15 protein-coding genes and 1 tRNA gene are annotated in these 19,803 nt (G+C 73.3%); 15 read left to right on the top strand and 1 reads right to left on the bottom strand.

Annotated features, from left to right (window positions below; all coding sequences use genetic code 11):
* The first annotated feature begins 318 nt into the window (after positions 1-318).
* From ACFWIC_RS14795 to ACFWIC_RS14770, 6 genes are all read left to right on the top strand, one after another.
* Positions 319-786 (top strand): hypothetical protein, encoded by a 468-nt coding sequence (locus ACFWIC_RS14795; protein ID WP_380518608.1) that lies wholly within the window; start codon positions 319-321, stop codon positions 784-786.
* A gap of 258 nt (positions 787-1,044) precedes the next feature.
* Positions 1,045-2,670: a methionine--tRNA ligase gene (metG, locus tag ACFWIC_RS14790; protein WP_380518606.1), complete on the top strand. Its 1,626-nt coding sequence runs from the start codon at positions 1,045-1,047 to the stop codon at positions 2,668-2,670.
* A 37-nt stretch (positions 2,671-2,707) separates the two neighbouring features.
* Positions 2,708-3,586: a TatD family hydrolase gene (locus tag ACFWIC_RS14785; protein ID WP_380518603.1), complete on the top strand. Its 879-nt coding sequence runs from the start codon at positions 2,708-2,710 to the stop codon at positions 3,584-3,586.
* Between the two features lie 279 nt (positions 3,587-3,865).
* On the top strand, positions 3,866-4,735 hold the full coding sequence (gene rsmA / locus ACFWIC_RS14780; protein ID WP_329883351.1) for a 16S rRNA (adenine(1518)-N(6)/adenine(1519)-N(6))-dimethyltransferase RsmA: 870 nt from the start codon (positions 3,866-3,868) through the stop codon (positions 4,733-4,735).
* Between the two features lie 9 nt (positions 4,736-4,744).
* Positions 4,745-5,677, top strand: coding sequence for a 4-(cytidine 5'-diphospho)-2-C-methyl-D-erythritol kinase (locus tag ACFWIC_RS14775; RefSeq protein ID WP_329953005.1), 933 nt, complete (start codon positions 4,745-4,747; stop codon positions 5,675-5,677).
* Positions 5,678-5,842: 165 nt separating this feature from the next.
* On the top strand, positions 5,843-7,657 hold the full coding sequence (locus tag ACFWIC_RS14770) for an ABC-F family ATP-binding cassette domain-containing protein (RefSeq protein ID WP_329883353.1): 1,815 nt from the start codon (positions 5,843-5,845) through the stop codon (positions 7,655-7,657).
* A 159-nt stretch (positions 7,658-7,816) separates the two neighbouring features.
* On the opposite strand, the gene ACFWIC_RS14765 is transcribed toward ACFWIC_RS14770, so the two are convergent.
* Complete coding sequence (locus ACFWIC_RS14765) at positions 7,817-9,823, bottom strand: FUSC family protein (protein WP_380518599.1); 2,007 nt, start codon at positions 9,821-9,823, stop codon at positions 7,817-7,819.
* 398 nt (positions 9,824-10,221) lie between these two features.
* Between ACFWIC_RS14765 and ACFWIC_RS14760 the strand changes: the two genes are divergently transcribed.
* The 9 genes from ACFWIC_RS14760 to ACFWIC_RS14720 all read left to right on the top strand — a co-directional run bounded on the left by ACFWIC_RS14760 (position 10,222) and on the right by ACFWIC_RS14720 (position 19,775).
* Positions 10,222-10,773: a hypothetical protein gene (locus tag ACFWIC_RS14760; RefSeq protein WP_380518596.1), complete on the top strand. Its 552-nt coding sequence runs from the start codon at positions 10,222-10,224 to the stop codon at positions 10,771-10,773.
* A gap of 43 nt (positions 10,774-10,816) precedes the next feature.
* Positions 10,817-12,475, top strand: a complete 1,659-nt coding sequence (locus ACFWIC_RS14755; RefSeq protein ID WP_380518593.1) for a WXG100 family type VII secretion target — start codon at positions 10,817-10,819, stop codon at positions 12,473-12,475.
* 137 nt (positions 12,476-12,612) lie between these two features.
* Complete coding sequence (gene mycP, locus ACFWIC_RS14750) at positions 12,613-13,902, top strand: type VII secretion-associated serine protease mycosin (RefSeq protein ID WP_380518590.1); 1,290 nt, start codon at positions 12,613-12,615, stop codon at positions 13,900-13,902.
* Positions 13,903-14,060: 158 nt separating this feature from the next.
* The gene (locus ACFWIC_RS14745) at positions 14,061-15,401 is read left to right on the top strand and encodes an MFS transporter (RefSeq protein WP_329953010.1); all 1,341 of its coding nucleotides are present in this window, start codon (positions 14,061-14,063) and stop codon (positions 15,399-15,401) included.
* A 227-nt stretch (positions 15,402-15,628) separates the two neighbouring features.
* Positions 15,629-16,039 carry a helix-turn-helix domain-containing protein gene (locus tag ACFWIC_RS14740; RefSeq protein ID WP_329953011.1) on the top strand — a complete coding sequence of 137 codons (411 nt, stop codon included), beginning with the start codon at positions 15,629-15,631 and terminating at the stop codon, positions 16,037-16,039.
* Positions 16,040-16,148: 109 nt separating this feature from the next.
* Positions 16,149-16,221: transfer RNA gene (locus tag ACFWIC_RS14735), tRNA-Thr, on the top strand.
* A gap of 169 nt (positions 16,222-16,390) precedes the next feature.
* Positions 16,391-17,059 (top strand): response regulator transcription factor, encoded by a 669-nt coding sequence (locus ACFWIC_RS14730; RefSeq protein ID WP_329883360.1) that lies wholly within the window; start codon positions 16,391-16,393, stop codon positions 17,057-17,059.
* Positions 17,060-17,402: 343 nt separating this feature from the next.
* Complete coding sequence (gene galE, locus ACFWIC_RS14725; protein WP_380518586.1) at positions 17,403-18,365, top strand: UDP-glucose 4-epimerase GalE; 963 nt, start codon at positions 17,403-17,405, stop codon at positions 18,363-18,365.
* Positions 18,366-18,704: 339 nt separating this feature from the next.
* On the top strand, positions 18,705-19,775 hold the full coding sequence (locus tag ACFWIC_RS14720; RefSeq protein WP_329947837.1) for a LuxR C-terminal-related transcriptional regulator: 1,071 nt from the start codon (positions 18,705-18,707) through the stop codon (positions 19,773-19,775).
* Positions 19,776-19,803 lie beyond the last annotated feature (28 nt).

The following is a 19,803-nucleotide window of genomic DNA, read 5'->3' as shown; positions in this document are numbered from 1 at the left end:
GTGCCGGGGTTGCGCCGGGGCCCGGGGCGGGGCCGGGGCGGTGCGCCGCGGCGGGCCGGGCCCCGGCGCCGCCCCGGCCGTCCCGCGCGGGGGTGCCGGTGGACGGACCGGCGCGTACCTTGGAGAGAAGGCCCCGGTAAACGCCCACCCAGCTGAAGTTTCGGTCGAGGTTTTCGGGCAGGAACCACCCTTTCGTATAGGGATTCCCAACCCGCCTCCAAGTCTTCACAAGACGGGCATCGGCGGGGAGGTTCCGGGCATTTCCTGGGATGGAAAGACCCAGCCGGGCGAGCGTCCGGCGGGCGCTGGGAGACGGCTATGAGCGAGACGATCGGTAGCCCCCGCGGCGGCAACGCCCTGAGCGACCCCGGCCCGAGCAGCCCCGGCCCGACCGGCCGGCCGCACACTCCCGTCGAGACCGTCCGGGAGGCCTACTCCTTCGCGTGCCTGAGCTGCGGGTACGGGTGGGAGCAGGCGTACGACATCGAGCACCACGTGGCCCGTGACGGGCACGTCGTGTTCGAGTACCACGCCAACGGTGTCCGGGTGCCGTCGCCGCTGCTCAAGCCGACCTGCCCGGGCTGCGGCGGCCACACCGTGCGGATCATGCGCGAGGGCCGGGTGGCCGTCGCCGAGCGGACCGGCCAGCACGCCCCCGGCTACCCCGACCACGCCGAGCCCGCCGGGCCGGTCGTCGCCCGGCCGGTCCGGACGCGCGGGGCGGCGGAGGGTGCCGGCGCGTCGGGAGGAGCCTGGTCGCGGTTCTGGGCGCGGCTGCGGGGCTGATCGGCCGCGAGGCCGCGGGGAGCGAAGGAACCGAAGGGATCGATGGGTTCTCGGGGCTCGCGCGGGCTTACGGGGCTATCGGGGCTCGCGGGGCTCGCGGGGTTCTAGGGTTGAACGGCCGGAGGGCCGGGCAGTGGTGGCCGGGCGGTCGCGCGGGCGGTCCGGCCCCTCGGACGGGTCCTGCCCGAGGCTGCGGCGAGGCCCCTCGCCGAGCGGCCGGTCGAGGGCGGTCCGCGCACCCGACTAAGCTTTCCGACCATGGCGGCCACTGCAGACCACAGCACCAGCAGCACCGGGGGCACCACCTCCGCGTACTACGTCACCACCCCGATCTACTACGTGAACGATCGCCCCCATCTCGGCCACGCGTACACCACCGTGGCGGGCGACGTCCTCACCCGCTGGCACCGCCAGCGGGGCGAGAAGGTGTGGTACCTGACCGGCACCGACGAGCACGGTCAGAAGATCCTGCGCACCGCCGAGGCCAACGGCGTCACCCCGCAGGAGTGGTGCGACAAGCTGGTCGAGGAGGCGTGGAAGCCGCTCTGGCAGCACCTGGAGATCGCCAACGACGACTTCATCCGCACCACCCAGGAGCGGCACACCGCCCGGGTGCAGGAGTTCGTCCAGGACCTGTACGACAAGGGCGAGATCTACAAGGGCGGCTACTCCGGCCCGTACTGCGTCGGCTGCGAGGAGTACAAGCTCCCCGCCGAGCTGCTCGACGGTGCGACCGAGGACGAGAAGCTCTGCCCGATCCACAAGAAGCCGGTCGAGTGGCTGGAGGAGGAGAACTACTTCTTCCGCCTCTCCGCGTACGGCCCGAAGCTGCTGGAGTTCTACGCGGAGAACCCCGGCTTCATCGCCCCCGAGACGGCCCGCAACGAGGTGCTGCGCTTCGTCGAGCAGGGCCTGCAGGACCTCTCCATCTCCCGCTCCACCTTCAACTGGGGCGTCCCGCTGCCCTGGGACGAGAAGCACGTCCTCTACGTGTGGGTCGACGCGCTGCAGAACTACATCACCGCGGCCGGCTACGGTGCTGACCCGGAGCGGTTCGCCGAGCTGTGGCCCGCCTCCGTGCACCTCGTCGGCAAGGACATCCTCCGCTTCCACGCGGTGATCTGGCCCGCGATGCTGATGGCCGCCGGGCTGCCGCTGCCCAAGCGGGTCGTCGCCAACGGCTGGCTGATGGTCGGCGGCGAGAAGATGTCCAAGTCCAACCTGACCGGCATCTCCCCGACCGACCTGACCTCGCACTTCGGCGTCGACGCGTACCGCTACTACTTCCTGCGGGCGATCCCGTTCGGCACCGACGGTTCGTTCTCCTGGGAGGACTTCGCCGCCCGGTACACCTCCGAGCTGGCCAACGACTTCGGCAACCTCGCCTCCCGGGTGGCGGCGATGGTCGGCAAGTACTACGACGGCGCGCTCCCGGCCGCGACCGCCCACGGCGACGCCGAGCAGGCCGTCGCGGACGGCCTCGCGGCGGCGGTGCGGACCGCCGACCGGAAGATCGGCGAGGAGCTGGACTTCGCCGGCGGGCTCGCGGCGATCTTCGAGTTCGTCAAGCAGGTCAACGGCTACCTCACCGAGCAGGCACCGTGGAAGGTCGCCAAGGACGAGTCGGCCGAGGGCCGGGCCCGCCTGGCCACCATCCTCTACACCGCCGCCGAGTCCCTGCGCGCCACCGCCGTGCTGCTCAACCCGGTGATGCCGGCCACCGCCGAGAAGCTCTGGCTCTCGCTGGGCGCGGCCGAGGGCCTGGGCGTGCTCGCGGAGCAGGACGTCGTCGGTGCCGCCCGATGGGGCCTGCTGCCCGTCGGCTCGACCGTCACCAAGGGCGACATCCTGTTCCCGCGGCTCGAAGAGAAGCCGGCCTCCTGAGGCCTGCCCTCGCGGCAGAGAAGAAGGACGACGACTGATGCCGAAGAAGGACGACGACCGGTCGACCCCGCCTCCGCTGCCGGCCCCGCTGGCGGTGGCGGTGGCCGACTCGCACACGCACCTCGACATGCAGTCGGGCACCCCCGCCGAGGGCCTGGCGCGCGCCGCCTCGGTCGGGGTGACCACCGTCGTCCAGGTCGGGTGCGACGTGCCCGGCTCGCGCTGGGCCGCCGAGCTGGCGGCCCAGTACGAGCAGGTGCACGCGGCCGTCGCGCTGCACCCCAACGAGGCGCCGCGGATCTTCCTCGGCGACCCGGACGGCTGGTCCGGTCAGCGGCGGGCCCCGGGAGGGGCCGCCGCCCTGGACGCGGCGCTGGCCGAGATCGACGCGCTCGCCGCGCTGCCGCAGGTCGTCGCGGTCGGCGAGACCGGCCTCGACTACTTCCGTACCGGGCCGGAGGGCGTGGAGATCCAGAAGGAGTCGTTCCGCCGCCACATCGAGATGGCCAAGCGCCACGGCAAGGCCCTGGTGATCCACGACCGGGACGCGCACGAGGACGTCATCGCCGTCCTGCTGGCGGAGGGCGCCCCCGAGCGGACCGTCTTCCACTGCTACTCCGGCGACGCCGGGATGGCCGAGGTCTGCGCCGAGCACGGCTGGTACCTGTCGTTCGCCGGACCGGTCACCTTCAAGGCCAACCAGCCGCTGCGCGACGCGCTGGCCGCCACCCCGCTCGACCGGATCCTGGTCGAGACGGACGCGCCCTTCCTCACCCCGCACCCCTACCGCGGCCGCCCCAACGCCCCGTACCTGATCCCGGTCACGGTGCGGTCGATGGCGGACACCCTGGGGCTGCACGAGGACGAGCTGTCCACGGCCCTCGCGGCGAACACGGCCCGGGCGTTCGGGTACTGATCCGATCGAACGAACATCGGGTTCCGGAGGAACGGTTCGGCACTCCCGGGGGCAGTCCCGGGGCACTCCCGGGCTGACCGGCATCAGTGCAGTGAGGGAGCCGCGGCGTCGACAACCTGCCGATCGTCCGCGAGTTCCACCGGGACGAGGAGAAGGGCGTCCACCTGCCCGTCGCGCAGCACGAGGGCGTGCTGCGGACCCCGGCGCCGTACCCCGTGGAGATCGACCTCGCGGCGGTCGTCGAACTCCGAGCACCCTCCGCGCCCGTATCCTTGGCGCGTGAGCACCACCGACCCCACCCCTGACAGCCATCTGCTCGGCGCCGCGGACATCCGGGCCCTGGCGGAAGCGTTCGGCGTCAAGCCGACCAAGCAGCGCGGGCAGAACTTCGTCATCGACGGCAACACCGTGCGGCGGATCGTCCGGGCCGCGGGGGTGACCGCCGAGGACGCGGTGGTCGAGGTCGGGCCCGGGCTCGGGTCGCTGACCCTGGCCCTGCTGGAGGCCGCCCGGCACGTCACCGCGGTCGAGATCGACCCGGTGCTCGCCCGGCACCTGCCGGACACCGTCGCCGCCCGGATGCCCGGCAAGGCCGACGCCTTCGACCTGGTCCTCAGCGACGCCATGGTGGTCACCGAGCTGCCCGGCCCCGCGCCGACCGCGCTGGTCGCCAACCTCCCGTACAACGTGGCCGTGCCGGTGCTGCTGCACATGCTCGCCACCTTCCCCAGCATCGAACGGACGCTGGTGATGGTGCAGAGCGAGGTCGCCGACCGGCTCGCCGCCAAGCCGGGCAACAAGGTGTACGGCGTGCCGTCCGTCAAGGCCAACTGGTACGCCGACGTGAAGCGGTCCGGGGCCATCGGGCGGAACGTGTTCTGGCCCGCGCCCAACGTCGACTCCGGGCTGGTCTCGCTGATCCGCCACGAGCCCCCCGTCACCACCGCCACCCGGGACGAGGTGTTCGCGGTCGTCGACGCCGCGTTCGCCCAGCGCCGCAAGACCCTGCGCGCCGCACTCGCCGGCTGGGCAGGCTCCCCCGCCGCCGCCGAGCAGGCACTCGCCGGCGCCGGGATCGACCACAAGCTGCGCGGCGAGATGCTGACGGTGGAGCAGTTCGCCGCGATCGCCGAACACAAACCGGAGTAAGGGCCCTCAGTGAGCGTCACGGTACGAGTCCCCGCCAAGGTCAACGTCCAGCTGGGAGTCGGCGGACTGCGCGCCGACGGCTTCCACGACCTGGCCAACGTCTTCTTCGCAGTCGCCCTCGGCGACGAGGTGACGGCGACCCCGGGCGAGCCCGGGCAGGGCGTCACGCTCGGCTGCACCGGTCCGGACGCCGACGCCGTCCCGCTGGACGGGAACAACCTCGCCGCCCGCGCCGCCCGGCTGCTCGCCGCCCACCACGGCCTCGCCGAGCCCGACGTCCACCTGCACATCGCCAAGGCCATCCCGGTGGCCGGCGGCATGGCCGGCGGCAGCGCCGACGGTGCGGCGGCGCTGGTCGCCTGCGACGCCCTGTGGGGCCTGGACACGCCTGCGGACGTGCTGCTCGACCTGGCGGCGGAGCTCGGCTCGGACGTGCCGTTCGCCCTGGCCGGCGGCGTCGCCCTGGGCCGCGGCCGCGGCGAGATCCTCGAAGCGCTGCCCGTCACCGGGACCTTCCACTGGGTCTTCGCGGTCGCCGACGGCGGCCTCTCCACCCCCGCCGTCTTCCGCGAGTGCGACCGCCTCCGCGAGGAGGCCGGCACCGGCTCCGCCGCCACCGAGGTACCCACCCCCGACGCCGACCCCGCCCTGCTCGCCGCCCTCGCCGGCGGTGACGCCGTCGCCCTCGCCGGGGCGCTCGCCAACGACCTCCAGCCCGCCGCGCTCTCCCTGCGGCCGGCCCTGGCCGACACCCTGCGGGCCGGCACCGAGGCGGGCGCGCTCGGGGCCCTGGTCTCCGGTTCCGGACCGACCTGCGCCTTCCTGGCCAAGGACGCCGACGCGGCCGAGGCCGTCGCCGCCGCGCTGCGCGCCTCCGGCAGCTGCCGGGCCGCGCACGCCACCCACGGGCCGGTGCCCGGGGCGGCGGTCCTCGCCGGGTGAGGCGGCCGGGGGCTTCGTCCCGCGGGGCGCGGACGGCTCCGAGCGGGGCGGGCCCCGCCCCGGCGAACCGCTCGGCGGCCGGGTCGGCCGAGGCGGCCCACTAGGCTGGGGAGGATCGGGGCTCCGCCCGAGCCCCGATTCCTCGAACCCTGGAGCGCAGCACACGTGGCCGTCAACCTCGCCACCATCGAGTCCGTCACGAAGGTCTACGGCACCCGGGCCCTTCTGGACGGGGTCAGCCTCGGCGTCAGCGAGGGCGACCGGATCGGCGTCGTCGGACGCAACGGGGACGGCAAGACCACCCTGATCCGGATGCTCGCCAAGCTGGAGGAACCGGACGGCGGACGGATCACCCACTCCGGCGGCCTCCAGCTCGCCGTCCTCACCCAGCACGACTCGCTCGACCCCGAGGCCACCATCCGGCACGAGGTCATCGCCGGCCGCGCCGACCACGAGTGGCTCGGCGACGCGCGCATCCGCGACATCATCGAGGGACTCTTCGGCGGACTCGACCTGCCCGGCTTCCCCAACGGCCTGGACACCGTCATCGGCCCGCTCTCCGGCGGCGAGCGCCGCCGGATCGCCCTCGCCAAGCTGCTGCTCGGCTCGCCCGACCTGATCGTCCTCGACGAGCCCACCAACCACCTCGACGTCGAGGGCATCGCCTGGCTCGCCAAGCACCTCCAGGCGCGCCGCTCCGGACTCGTCTGCGTCACCCACGACCGCTGGTTCCTCGACCAGGTCTGCACCCGCATGTGGGACGTCCAGAACGGCGCCGTCCACGAGTACGAGGGCGGCTACTCCGACTACGTCTTCGCGCGCGCCGAGCGGTCCCGGATCGAGGCCGTCGAGGAGCAGAAGCGCCAGAACCTGGCCCGCAAGGAGCTCGCCTGGCTGCGCCGCGGCGCCCCCGCCCGCACCTCCAAGCCGCGCTACCGGATCGAGGCCGCCAACGCCCTGATCGCCGACGTCCCCGACCCGCGGGACAAGAGCGAGCTGATGAAGTTCGCCAACGCCCGCCTCGGCCGGACCGTCTTCGAGCTGGAGGGCGTGACCGTCAAGGCCGGGCCCAAGCTGCTCCTGGAGAACCTGACCTGGCAGCTCGGCCCCGGCGACCGGATCGGCCTGCTCGGCGTCAACGGCGCCGGCAAGACCTCGCTGCTGCGCGCGATGCGCGACGCGTACGCCTCGGAGGGCGACGTCCAGCCCGCGTCCGGCGTGATCAAGGTCGGCAAGACGGTCCGACTGGCCTACCTCTCCCAGGAGGTCGTCGAGCTCGACCCGGACATCCGGGTCCTCCAGGCCGTCGAGCAGGTCCGCTCGCGGGTCGACCTCGGCAAGGGCCGGGAGATGAGCGCCGGCCAGCTCTGCGAGCAGTTCGGCTTCGGCAAGGACAAGCAGTGGACCCCGGTCGGCGACCTGTCGGGCGGCGAGCGGCGCCGGCTCCAGCTGCTCCGGCTGCTCATGGACGAGCCCAACGTGCTCTTCCTGGACGAGCCCACCAACGACCTCGACATCGAGACGCTCAACCAGCTGGAGGACCTCCTCGACGGCTGGCCCGGCTCCATGGTCGTCATCAGCCACGACCGCTTCTTCATCGAGCGGACCACGGACGTCACGCACGCGCTGCTCGGCGACCAGCGGATGCGGATGCTGCCGAACGGCGTCGACGAGTACCTGGAGCGGAGGGCCCGGATGGCCGCCGCCTCGGCCCCGGCCGTCCCCGCTGCGGCCTCCGGCTCCGCCACCGACGCCACCGGGCTGTCGTCCGGCGACGCCCGGGCGGCGAAGAAGGAGATGCAGAAGCTGGAGCGGCAGATCGCCAAGCTGGACCAGAAGGAGTCCAAGCTGCACTCCCAGCTCGCGGAGCACGCCGCGGACTTCTCCAAGGTCGCCGAGCTGGACACCCAGCTGCGGGCGGTGCGGGAGGAGAAGGAGGAGCTGGAGCTGAGCTGGCTGGAGCTGGCCGAGCAGGTCTAGGCCGGTACCAGGCCGGCTCTAGGCCGGATCTTGGTCGGTACTAGGCCGGTACGAGGCCGGTACTGGGTCGGTCCACGTCCGGCGAGGGCGGCCCCCCGGCGCCCTGCGGGTGCCGGGCCGGTGGCGTCCGCATGCCCTCCGCGGTCGGCCTGCGGGTGCCTACCGACCACCGTCGGGCCGACCACTGCCGAGAAGCATGTCCAGCTCGTCCGCCGCACGGCCCAGCGCGCTGCGCGTCGGGTCGTGCGGCCGGGTCGGCCGCACCGCCGCGCGCGTGGGCGGACGATGCGCGCGGGCCGCCGCCGTCAGATCGTCCAGCGCCCGCCGGACCCGCGCCACCTCGACCGGATCCGGCACCCGGCCGCCGTACCGGCGCTGCGCCGCGAACGCCGCCACCGCGCCGCTCAGCCGCTCCAGCGCGGCCGTCGCCGGCAGCCACTGCGCGGCCAGCCGCCCGGTCGGCGGAGGCTCGGAGAGCCCCCGCTCCACCTCCGACCGGGCGTCGGCCAGCGCCCGGTAGGCGGTCCGGCGCAACCACACCTCGGCGAGCGGCTGGGGACCGTCCGGCTGCGCCACGGAGGCCAGGTAGGACTCCAGCGCCGCAGCCGCCGTCACCAGGCGCGGCTCGATCCGGTGACGCGCACGCTCCGGCCAGAGCAGGTAGCCGAACAGCAGCACGATCGCGCTGGCCAGCACGGTGTCCAGCAGCCGGGGCCAGAACTCGGCCGCCCCGCTCTGCCCGCCCAACTGCAACAGGACCAACGCCATCGGCGTCATCACCACGGTGTTGAGCCCGTAGTGCGCCGCCGTCGCGTACGGCAGCAGGGCCACACAGAGCGCGGCGATCCCGGTCAGCGCCCAGGCGTCGGTGGTCAGCGAGAGCAGACCCGCCGTCACCGCCACCCCGAGGACCGTTCCGACCGAGCGGCTCACCGCACGCAGGAACACCGACCCGAGGTCCGGCTTCAGCACGAAGGCGATCGTCATCGGCACCCAGTAGCTCTTGCTGAGCGGCAGCGACGCCGTGACGGCCGAGCCGACCGCGATGCAGAGCGCCACCCGCAGCCCGTACCGGACCGAGGCGGCCGACAGCAGCCGCACCCGCAGCCGCCACGGATCCGGCGGCGGGGCGGGCGCGGTGCCCGGCGCCGCCTCGCGGCCCGCGACCGTCTCCGAGGCCGCCCGCAGAGCCACGTCCAACGCCCGCCGCGACGGCGTGTCCGGCAGCCAGTCCGGCACCGGCACCTCGCCGCCGCCGCGCTCCACGGCCCGCGCCAGCCGGGCAGGCACCTCCGCCACCTCGGCCGGGACCGGCCGCCACGCCCACAGCAGACCGGCCGCCGCCTCGGTCGCCGCCAGGGCCGCCTCGTACATCCGGCGGAGCCGGACCGTGCGCGGTGAATCGGGCAGACGGGGGCGGGGCGGGGGCAGCAGGTCCTGCACCTGGTTCAGACGGGCCGTCAGCACCTGGCGGGAGGCCGCGCCCTGCGGCGTACCGAGATCGGCCAGCACCCGGCCCAGCGCGTCGTACGCGGCCGCCAGCGCGCGGTTGCGGGGATCCGCCGCGGGCCGCCGGTAACTGCGCGACGGCAGGCCCAGCAGGACCACGAACGCCGCACCGGCCAGCATCATCGGCGCCGCCGCCCACCAGGGGTGAGGCAGCGGCATGCCACTGCCCAATGCCGCCGACACCAGCAGCAGCATGCCGGCCGCCGAACCCCGCGGGCCGGTCGCGCTCAGCGCCCCCGAGACGAAGGCCGTGACGGTCAACACGGCGCCCAGCGTGAGCGCAGCCGGCTGGAGGTGCTGCAGCGCGGTGCCGATCAGCATGCCGAGTGCCGACGCGAGGACGGCTCCGCCGATCCGCGGGGCGCGCAGCCGGACCGGCTCGATCCGGTCGTTCATGGTGGCGTGCATCGCACCCAGCCCGGCGAACACACCGAGGTCCACCCGGTGCGTGAGCAGGCCGACCGCCAGCGGCACCGCCATGCCGAACGCGGCGCGCACCATCAGCGCGAGCGGCAGCGGAGGCCGCGCCGGCCGGGCGGCGCGGGCCCACCAGGGGGCGTCGGCTGGCGGGGCGGCGGTCACGAGGCTGCGTCCGATCTGCTGCGGGGCCTGCCCCGGGTGGAGAGCGGGGCGGCCCGGATCGCTGCTGTGCGACATTGCGCGGCAGATGAGGTCGTATCCGGCGGAACCGGACCCGATCAGTCTAACCGTCGGGGCGGGGCGTCCTCCGGGTGCGCCCGCCGGGTGTCCCCGGCTGTCGGGGGCCGCGGGCGGGGCCGAGGGCGGGGCCGCGGGCGGGCCGGCCCCGGGGCGCGGGGCCCCTCGCCGTGTGTCACGTTCGTACCGATCGCATACAGGCGGGCCATGGTCCCTGCCCGTCCGACGGGGCGGTGGCTACCATGGCCGGGGCGGCACCCGGCCTACGGGCGGACGGGTGCGCCCGGGCGGGACGATGCCGGTCGTCGGGACCGTTCCGCTTGCACGGCCGTGTAGTTGACGGTACGTCGCGGCGTGGCGCCGGGGGCGCCCCGCGAACGGGGGAGAGGTGGACTGCTGTGCCAGGCGAGGCTGGACCGGGCGGCGCGGGCTGGGCGGACGGCCCCAACGGCGAAGTGAAGCCGTGGTCGCTCGACAACAGTTGGATCGGCAGGACGGCCAGTCAGGTCCAGGTCGACGTCAGCGCCACAGCGCTGGTGGCGGCGTTCGGATCCAAGGACGTCAAGGTCGAACTCGACACGCTGATCAACTTCAAGAAGAAGGTCGACGCGTTGCTGGCCTCCCTGGAGGGGTCGGAGGCCGCCCAGCACAAGGTCAAGGAACAGAAACTGGCGGAGGGGAACCTCGGGACCGGCTTCAGTGAGTCCAAGGACCTAATGGCCGCGTACGACAAGACGCACGCGGCGATCGCCCAGCTCTCGAAGGCCTTCGCCGACCAGATCGGCAGGATGAGCGCGGCGGTCGCCCAGACGGCGGGCACGTACGGGAGCAACGAGGAACACCAGACGGCGGCGGTCAAGGCGGCCGCGAAGAACGCCGACACCTACATTCCGGCGGCCGGACCGCACGGACCGGCGCCGAAGCAGGGCGGTGGCGGGTCTTTCTCATGACGCCGCTCCGGGGGAAGAGTTCCAGTGACACGGGGAGCAACTGATGGCAGGCGGGACGAACTTCGAGGGAATCGAGCACGCCAGACTCAAGTCGATGGTCATCAACAGCGATCCGACGAAGGTGACCAGCCGGGGTAACCAGCTCAAGGCGGCCAGCCGGGTCCTGGACGACCTCAGTCGGGCGCTGGCCGCCCACCTCGGCCAGATCCAGTGGGAAGGCCCGGCCGCCGAGAGCTTCAAGACCTGGGCCACGGACCTGAACAGGTCGGCGGCGATGATCAGCGAGTACTCGAAGGGTGCCGGCGACGCGATGGTCCAGGCCGGCGAGGCGCTGAGCACCGCGAAGACCGGCGTGCCGGAACCGCCGAAGACCGACATCGACACGGTGGACCGCCACTCCAAGCAGCCCTGTCTGAAGCCCTCGACGGTGAGCGTGGCCGGGATCGGCAACCCGTCCGTGATGACCGACGCGATCATGAAGAAGGAGGACCCGACCTGGGTCTCCTACGCGGAGGCCGCGGCGGCCCACAAACGCGTCGAGGCCGCGCACCAGGAAGCCATTCACCAGATGGAGAAGTTGGGGCAGGCGTACGAGGCCGCGACCACCAAGCTGAACGGCCTCAAGCTGCCTGAGCTGCCGGGGGCGCCGGACGGTGGTGAACGTGGTGGATTGACCGAGGTCGGCACCGGCACCGGCGTAGGGGGCGGAGGCATGGGCGCAACCGCACACGGTGCGCGAATCACCGCCGGCTACAGGGACGTCAACTACACTCCGGCCGGCGGTGGCCATGGTGGTGGCGGGCCTGAGACGTATCGGCAGTCCGCTCCGGGTCCGCAGACGCAGGACGTGCCCGGGAATGTCACGGCTAGTTCGGTTCATGGCGAGTCGGTGCGACTGCCGCGAGACCCGAGCGCGTCGGATCATTCCCAGGTACCGCGGTACCCCATTGACCGGCCCGGTACCGGTCTCGACGGCCTTTCGCACGCGTCGACGCCGCCCGGCTCGGCAGGCCCGTCGGGTCCTGGCGGTAGCGGTCCCGTGCCACCGAACAGTGGGGGAGGCGGGCCCGGGCATCCGGCTACTGCCGGAAACGATCCCGCACTCCACCCCGGTGGTGGGCCTGTCCCGTTCGGAGGTGCCGGTCCCTTCGGTGGCGGTGCCGTTCCCGTCAAGGGCGCTGGTGGATCTGCCCCGTCGAACCGGGCCGGCACCTTCGGGGGCGGCAACCTTCCTGTGGGGAAAGGTGGTTCGGGATCGAGTGGTTCCGGCCCGGTCTTCGGGGCGCGCGAGGCTCAGGGCCGGGCGGGCACGGCCAGTGGCCAGGGCGGCACCGGCGGTGTGGGCGGTGGTGTCCAACCGGGCATGGGCGGTTATGGCGGCGGCAATGTGGTGGGAGGTGGCACGCGTGGTCGCGGCTCCGGTTCTACCGGTGGCGGTGTCGTCGGTGGGCAGAGAGGCCCGGTGGTCGGCGGGGAGTTCACGCCGGGCGGGAGTGGCCTACGGAACCGGGCTCCAGGCGCCGGGGCTGCTGCCGAGGGCGTGGCGCGTCAGGTCCAGAGCGGCATGATGGGGCCGGGCATGATGGGCGGTACGCCGGAGCGGAGCGGGCGCGATCGCCGTAAGCGGGCCGACTACCTGCACGAGGACGAGGAGACCTGGACCACCGGTACTCCGAGGAGTAATCCGGGCGTGATCGAGTAGCTCGGGAACGGCTGCCCGGCCGCTGGGCTCGTTCCGATGGCCGGTCAGCCCTGTCCGGGGTGTGGTCCTCGCCTGACGGCGAGACCGACGAGGGAGCGGTGATGCGGCGGACGGACGTGCGGGCGCGTGTACGGGGGATGGCTGCGACGGTGCTTGCGGCTGGGATCATTGTCGGTCCGGCGTTGGGGCCGGCAGCTGCAGTGGATTCCATCCGTGATCAGCAGTGGCATCTGGACGTGATGAAAGCGTCCGAGATCTGGAAAATCAGCAAGGGTCAGGGGATCACTGTCGCGGTGATCGACAGCGGTTTCAGGCTTGATCATCCGGACCTTTCCGGGCAGTTTCTTCCTGGAAAGGACCTCAGCGGTCTTTCGGGTGGGGTCGGAGAAGATCGGACTGGTCATGGTACGCAAATGGCCGGGTTGATCGCGGGCACGGGAAGGGGTATGAATGGAAAGGGCGCCTACGGGCTCGCGCCGGGTGCCAGGCTGTTGCCGATAAAGATCAAGAACAACTCGAACTCCGATATTGACGTCCCCGCAGCCGAATTCCTTGGGCAGATCGCGCGGGCGATCGTCTACGCAGCCGAACAGGGTGCGAAAGTCATCAGCATTTCCCAGGGGAGTTCTGTGAGTAGCGTCACATCTTCGGATGTGGCGGCTCTTCGGAGTGCTGTGGCCTATGCGGGAGGCAAGGGGGCTTTGGTGATCGCCAGTGTGGGCAACTCGGCACAGGTTGGAAATCCGGTCGAGTTCCCCGGGGCGATCCCATTCGTGCTCGGGGTTGGTGCCGTGGACCGCAGTGGCATGGTGACGGAAGAATCCGAACAGGGGCTGCAAGTTGACCTCGCTGCACCGGGCGTTGACATCTACAGCGCCTGCAGTGCATCGTCCGGCTACTGCAAGGGGCACGGTACGTCCGACGCTACAGCTTTGGTATCTGCTTCCGCTGCGCTGCTGTGGGCGGTTCACCCTGAATGGAGTGCCAATCAAGTTGTGCGGGTACTCATCAACACCGCCGGGAAGCCGACGGACGGGTCCGATCGGAATGACATCGTGGGATACGGCATTGTGCGCCCGCGAGTTGCCCTGACCGAGCCCGGGGATCCGGGGCCGGCGGATGTGTATCCGATTCCGGAGCAGGCGGTCGGTGAATCCTCACCCGCTCCGTCCTCGGCCGCTCCGTCCTCGGCCGTTCCGGCGGCTCCGGTGAGCCCGTCGGGTTCCTCGGGTGTTCCGGGGGAGGGTAAGGCGGTCGGCGAAGCGGCCGGCTCGGGTGGTGTGGTGCCGGTGGTTGCGGCGGTGGCCGGCGGGTTGGTGCTGGTGGCCGGTGGGGTGGCGTTCGTGGTGGTGCGGCGGCGGTCGGCGCGGCCCGGGGCGGCCGGGGTGCCGCCTCTGCCGCCGAGTGGCAACCCGTACGTGCGGTAGCCCGACGGCAGGTGTGCCCCGCGCCTTGCACGGTACGCGGCCTTCTCCGGGCGGGAGTTCGGACCGGCGTGCGGGGCGGCGCGTGGTGGGGGCCAGGGCGCCGGTGTCACTCGGGTGGAGGCTGGTCCGGGGCGTCGGGAGGTCGCCAGGGTGGTGGTATGGGTGCGAAGGGACAGATGCGGCGGGCTGCGGCTGCGGCGCTGATCGGTACGGCGATCGAGTTCTACGACTTCTTTATCTACGGGACGGCGGCCGCGCTCGTCTTCGGCGGGGTGTTCTTCCCCGAACTGGGCACGGTGGGGGCGCTGTTGGCGGCGTTCTCGGTGTACGCGGTGGCGTTCCTGGCCCGGCCGCTGGGGGCGGTGGCGTTCGGGCACTTCGGGGACCGGCTGGGGCGGAAGACGACACTGGTGGTGTCGTTGCTGCTGATGGGGCTGTCGACGGCCGCGGTGGGACTGCTGCCGGGGTTCGCGGTGTGGGGGTGGTGGGCGCCGGTGGCGCTGGTGGTGCTGCGGGTGTGCCAGGGGGTGGGTCTGGGCGGCGAGTGGGGCGGTGCGGCGCTGCTGGTGGCGGAGAACGCGCCGGCCGGGCAGCGTGGGCGGTACGGGGCGTATCTGCAGTTGGGGCCGACGAGTGGCTTCGTGCTGGCCAACGGGGTGTTCCTGGCGCTCCAACTGGGCCTGGACGAGGCTGCGTTCCGGTCCTGGGGTTGGCGGGTGCCGTTCCTGGCGTCGTTGGCGCTGGTGGCGGTGGGGCTCTTCGTGCGGCTGCGGCTGGAGGAGACGCCGCTGTTCAAGGGGGAGGTGCGGACGGGGGCGGAGCGGGCGCCGGTGATGGAGGTGCTGCGCGGGCACTGGCGGACGGTGCTGCTCGGCTGCGGCGCGATCACCGTGGGGTACGCGCTGTTCTACCTGACCACCACGTACGCGCTGGCGTACGCCACGACGGGACTCGGGGTGCCGAGCACGCTGGTGCTGTCGATGCTGCTGGCGGGCGCGGCGGGGAAGGGCGTGACGGTGTGGCTGAGCGCGCGGCGCAGTGACGTGTGGGGGCGGCGGTGGACGCTGCAGCTGGCGACGGTGCTGGCGGTGGCGTGGGGTCTGGTGCTGTTCCCGCTGCTGGAGACGGTGCGCCGGCCGCTGATGTTCCTGGCGCTGGCGGGCGCGATGGTGGTGCTGGGGTGCCTGCTGGGTCCGCTGGCGGCGTTCCTGCCGGAGCTGTTCCCGACCCGGGTGCGGTACACGGGGGCGGCGCTCACCTACAACCTGGGCGGGGTGGTGGGCGGGGCGACCACCCCGTTGATCGCGACCAGGCTGACGGAGGCGTACGGGACGGCGGAGCCGGTCGGCTGGTACCTGGCGGTGTGGGGGGTGGTGGCGCTGCTCTGCCTGCGGCTGCTGCCGGAGACGAGCGGGACGGACCTGGCGGTGGCCGGGGCGCACGGCGGGCGTCGCCGGGTGACCGGCCGCCTGGGGGCGGAGGCGGACCCGGCGGCGTAGCGCGCGCGGTGGCGGGGGTCGGCCGGGGGCCGGCGCAGGCGCGGTGGCCGGGGCCGTGCTCCGGTCGCCGCTCCCGGAGGCCGAGTTGATGAGGCCGAGTTGGTGAGGCCGGTGGCGGCGAGCCCGTGCCGCCGGGTAGGAAGGGAAGGCGGAGTGTCCGGGCGGGGGACCGGGCCCCCCTCTGGTGACCGAGGGGGATCGGGGGCCCGGATCGCTACGCTGGCGGCATGACGACACAGGAGCGCCGTCCGGCGGTGGTCGGGCAGGCGCAGGGGCTCGATGTCTTCGCCCGGCTCTGTCCCAGCCGGGTCGTCTTCGCCGTCCTGGCGGACAAGTGGGCCCTGCTGATCGTGATGAGCCTCGGCGAGCTGGGCGGGCAGCGGTTCTCCGAGGTGCGGCGAGCCGTCGACGGGATCAGTCGCAAGATGCTCACCCAGTCGTTGCGCACGCTGGAGCGGCACGGGCTGGTCCGGCGCACGGTGTACCCGGAGACGCCGCCGCGGGTGGTCTACGAGCTGCTGCCGCTCGGCCTGCAGCTGGCCGATCTGGTCGCGCCGCTCGGTCGCTGGACCGAGGAGCACGCCCCGGCGATGCTGGCCGTCCGGGAGGGGGTCGACCGGGCGAACGGGGAGGGCTGAACGCGGCCGGATCCCGGCCCGGGTCGATTTCCCTTTCCGGCGCCGGGCCGTGTAGTGTCTTCCTTGTTCGAGCGGGCAGTGGTCAGGCTGGCGCGGACGAGGTGAACAAGCCCCTATAGCTCAGTCGGTAGAGCGTCTCCATGGTAAGGAGAAGGTCTGCGGTTCGATTCCGCATGGGGGCTCGGCAAAGGACCTCCGCCATCAGGCGGGGGTCTTTTTCGTGTGTCCGCCCTCGCGGTGGCGGTGAGACGGCCTAGCAAGTCGGGTACGGAATGCGCTGTGATGGTGCGTCATCGGCCACCTGTCCCGAGCGGGCGGGGGCGCGGGCCGGACGCCGACCTGGAGGGCCTCATGGGTGTTCGACTCGTGGTGGTCGACGACCACCGGCTACTGGCGGAGGCGCTGGCCACCGCGCTCCAGTTACGTGGTCACCGGGTGCTCGCGGTCGGCTCGCCGGCGGGGTCGGCGGCCGACCTGGTGGCGGGCCGGCGGCCGGAGGTGTGCCTGCTGGGCGTGTCCGCGCCGGCCGATCCGGGGGCCTTCGAGGGGCTGCGCCGGATCCGCCGGGAGCGGCCCGAGGTGGCCGTCATCGTCCTCGGTCCGGTTGGTGAACTGCGGGGAGTGGCAGGGGCGTTCGCCGCTGGTGCGGCCGGCTACGTGCCGAGCGACGAGCGGATCGAGGTGGTCGAGCGGGCCATCGCCCGGGCCCGGGCGGGCGAGGCGGCGGTCACCGTGGAGGTGCTCCGGGGCGCCTTCGACCAGTTGCTCAGGCCGGCGGCGGAGCCGGACGACGAGGCGGTCCGGCTGCTGCGGCTGCTGACCCGGCGTGAGGTCCAGGTGCTGGCGCGGATCGCGGACGGCGAGGACACCGCGGCGATCGCGGCGGGGATGCGGATCGCCGCGAGCACGGCGCGGACGCACGTCCAGCGGGTGCTGATGAAGCTCGGTGCCCGGACCCGCCTGGAGGCGGCGGCGGTCGCGGCGCGCACCGGGCTGCTGGACCGGATGGCCCGGCCCTGAGCGTGGCGCGGCGCCGATTCCGCCCCGGTTCCACGCCCCGGTTCCACGGCCCGGGTCCCGTCTCCGGGCGCCCGGCCCGGGCCCGGCTCCGGCCTCCGCTGCGGGCCCCGGAGCGGGGTGCTCCGCCGTTCGGGAACGCGCGGCCCGGCTGCGGGCGCCAAGCCCGAAGTGTCGTGCGGGCGTACGGGGCTCGTACGGGCATCCGGAACCGGGTCAAACCTGGCATAGGGTGGCCGTCCCGATGGTCCGGAGCACCCTGGGGGCCAGGGAGAATGGGCCGCAGTCGTACGTACGTCTCCGATGGCCCGCCGACGGCGGAACCATCGTCCGCTGGAGGTCGAGCATGAGTAAGTACCTGGTCACGGGTGGCGCCGGCTATGTCGGCAGTGTGGTGGCCGCCCACCTGCTGGAGGCGGGTCACCAGGTGACCGTCCTGGACGATCTCTCCACGGGCTTCCGTGCGGGCGTGCCGTCCGGTGCGGAGTTCGTCGAGGGCCGGATCCAGGAGGCCGGAAAGGTCCTGGACGGTTCCTTCGACGGTGTGCTGCACTTCGCCGCCTCCTCGCAGGTCGGCGAGTCCGTCACGGACCCGGAGAAGTACTGGCGCAACAACGTGGCCGGCTCGCTGGAGCTGATCAGCGCCATGCGCGCGGCCGGTGTGCGCAGGCTGGTGTTCTCCTCCACCGCCGCGACCTACGGCGAGCCGGAGGCCGTGCCGATCGCCGAGACCGCCCGCACCGCGCCGACCAACACCTACGGAGCCACGAAGCTGGCCGTCGACCACCTGATCACCGGCGAGGCCGTCGCCCACGGTCTGGCCGCCGTCTCGCTGCGGTACTTCAACGTGGCCGGCGCGTACGGCGCCTACGGCGAGCGGCACGACCCGGAGTCGCACCTGATCCCGCTGGTGTTCCAGGCGGCGCTCGGGCAGCGCGAGCACATCGCGGTGTACGGCGACGACTACCCGACCCCGGACGGCACCTGCATCCGCGACTACATCCACGTCGCCGACCTCGCCGACGCCCACCTGCTCGCCCTGGACGCGGCCAAGCCGGGCGAGCACCTGATCTGCAACCTCGGCAACGGCAGCGGCTTCTCGGTCCGCGAGGTGATCGAGTCGGTCAAGCGCGTGACCGGCCGCGAGATCCCGGTGCGGGTCTCCGGCCGCCGCGCGGGCGACCCGGCCGTCCTGGTGGCCTCCGCCGAGCGTGCCCACCGCGAGCTGGGCTGGACCCCGCGCCGCCCGAACCTGGACGACATCGTCGCCGACGCCTGGAAGTTCACCCTGGAGAAGAACGGCCTGTAGCCCCTGCGGGCCGGTGGCCCCGGCAGCCCGCCCCGGCGCCCGGGCCGGACGCGCCGCGAACGGAGCGCCGCCCCCGCACGGACGGGGGCGGCGCTCCGGCGTTCCCGGCGGCCCGAGAAGCACCAAGTCGCGTCAATTTCTCACCTCCTGACGAAACTTCACCAAACCCCCACCGAGTCGGCGGCCACCCCGTACGCTGATTCCGGTACCGGTGGGGGCCGGCACCTCGGCTCTTCCGGGTATCCGGGAGGCGGGCGGCGCAGGAACGCCCGGGCGGCGGAGGCAGGACCGGGGCGCCGCCCCGGACACGGGCCGGAGCTGAGCAGGGGGGAAGTGACGATGGGACGGATCCGCGTCCTGGTGGTCGACGACCACCGGATCTTCGCCGAGGCACTGGCCGCGGCGCTCGCCGCGGAGCCCGATGTCGAGGTCGGCGCGGCAGGCAGCGCGGCTGCCGCGGAGCGGGCGCTGGAGCGTGCCGCCACCGAGGGCCGCGCCTTCGACGTGGTCCTGGTCGACGCGGACCTGGGGGTCGCCGAGGCGGGGGCCGCCGCGCGCAGGGCCCGCCAGCCGGGTGTCGACCCGCCGCCGGAGGTCCTTCGCCGCCGACCCGTCGCCTTGCCTTCGCCCCGCCGTCCGGCCGCAGTCCCCGGGGGGCCGGGCACCCCGACCGCAGGATCGTCCGGCCTCGCCGGACCGCTCGGCAGCGCCGGATCGCCCGGTGCCGGCGGCGCGCCCCCCGGGGCGCACGCCGTCCGCCACCCGTCGGCGCTCCGTCCGGCCGCTCACCCGGCCGGCCCGTACCCGGCGGAATCGGGGCCGGCGACCCCGGCCGTTCCGGGTTCCCCCGCCGCCCCGGCGTCGACCGCCCAGGTGCCCGACGGCATCACCCTGCTGGCCCGGATCCGCCGCCACCATCCCGCGCTGCGGGCGATCGTCCTGGCCACCGCCGACGACCCGCACCGCGCCGCCCGCGCCCTGCACGCCGGCGCCACCGGCTGGGTGGCGAAGGAGAGTTCGCTGGCCAGGCTGCTGGCGGTGATGCGGGGCGTGCTGCGGGACGAGACGCACGTGCCGCCCGCCCTGCTCACCGGCGTCATCCGGGAGCTCACCACCGCCCGCCGGGACCGCACCGAGAGCGAGCGGCTGGTCGACACGCTCACCCCTCGGGAGAAGCAGATCCTGCGCTGCATGGTCGCCGGCCTCGGCCGGCAGGCCGTCGCCGAGCGGCTCTACCTGTCCCCGCACACCGTGCGTACGCACATGCAGAACGTCCTCGGCAAGCTCGGGGTGCACTCCACCCTGGCCGCTGTCGCGGTGGCCCGCCGGGCGGGTGTCAGTCCGTCCGAGCCCGCCGCTCCCGCGGCCCCGTCGTCCGTCGCCACGACCGCAGCTCCCGGCGCCGGCTGATCCGCCCGTCTCACCGCCGTACCGGCTC

Source organism: Kitasatospora sp. NPDC127035 (assembly GCF_042726075.1).
Classification (GTDB): Bacteria; Actinomycetota; Actinomycetes; order Streptomycetales; family Streptomycetaceae; genus Kitasatospora.
This window is presented reverse-complemented; position numbering and strand designations above follow the sequence as displayed.

What these genes read in the sequence shown, in the direction of transcription:
- ACFWIC_RS14755 (WP_380518593.1), top strand. Translation starts at nt 10,817, where the DNA reads ATGGCAGGCGGGACGAACTTCGAGGGAATCGAGCACGCCAGACTCAAG.
- ACFWIC_RS14720 (WP_329947837.1), top strand. Translation starts at nt 18,705, where the DNA reads ATGGGACGGATCCGCGTCCTGGTGGTCGACGACCACCGGATCTTCGCC.
- mycP (WP_380518590.1), top strand. Translation starts at nt 12,613, where the DNA reads ATGGCTGCGACGGTGCTTGCGGCTGGGATCATTGTCGGTCCGGCGTTG.
- metG (WP_380518606.1), top strand. Translation starts at nt 1,045, where the DNA reads ATGGCGGCCACTGCAGACCACAGCACCAGCAGCACCGGGGGCACCACC.
- ACFWIC_RS14740 (WP_329953011.1), top strand. Translation starts at nt 15,629, where the DNA reads ATGACGACACAGGAGCGCCGTCCGGCGGTGGTCGGGCAGGCGCAGGGG.
- ACFWIC_RS14730 (WP_329883360.1), top strand. Translation starts at nt 16,391, where the DNA reads ATGGGTGTTCGACTCGTGGTGGTCGACGACCACCGGCTACTGGCGGAG.
- ACFWIC_RS14785 (WP_380518603.1), top strand. Translation starts at nt 2,708, where the DNA reads ATGCCGAAGAAGGACGACGACCGGTCGACCCCGCCTCCGCTGCCGGCC.
- ACFWIC_RS14795 (WP_380518608.1), top strand. Translation starts at nt 319, where the DNA reads ATGAGCGAGACGATCGGTAGCCCCCGCGGCGGCAACGCCCTGAGCGAC.
- ACFWIC_RS14765 (WP_380518599.1), bottom strand. Translation starts at nt 9,823, where the DNA reads ATGTCGCACAGCAGCGATCCGGGCCGCCCCGCTCTCCACCCGGGGCAG.
- ACFWIC_RS14745 (WP_329953010.1), top strand. Translation starts at nt 14,061, where the DNA reads ATGGGTGCGAAGGGACAGATGCGGCGGGCTGCGGCTGCGGCGCTGATC.
- galE (WP_380518586.1), top strand. Translation starts at nt 17,403, where the DNA reads ATGAGTAAGTACCTGGTCACGGGTGGCGCCGGCTATGTCGGCAGTGTG.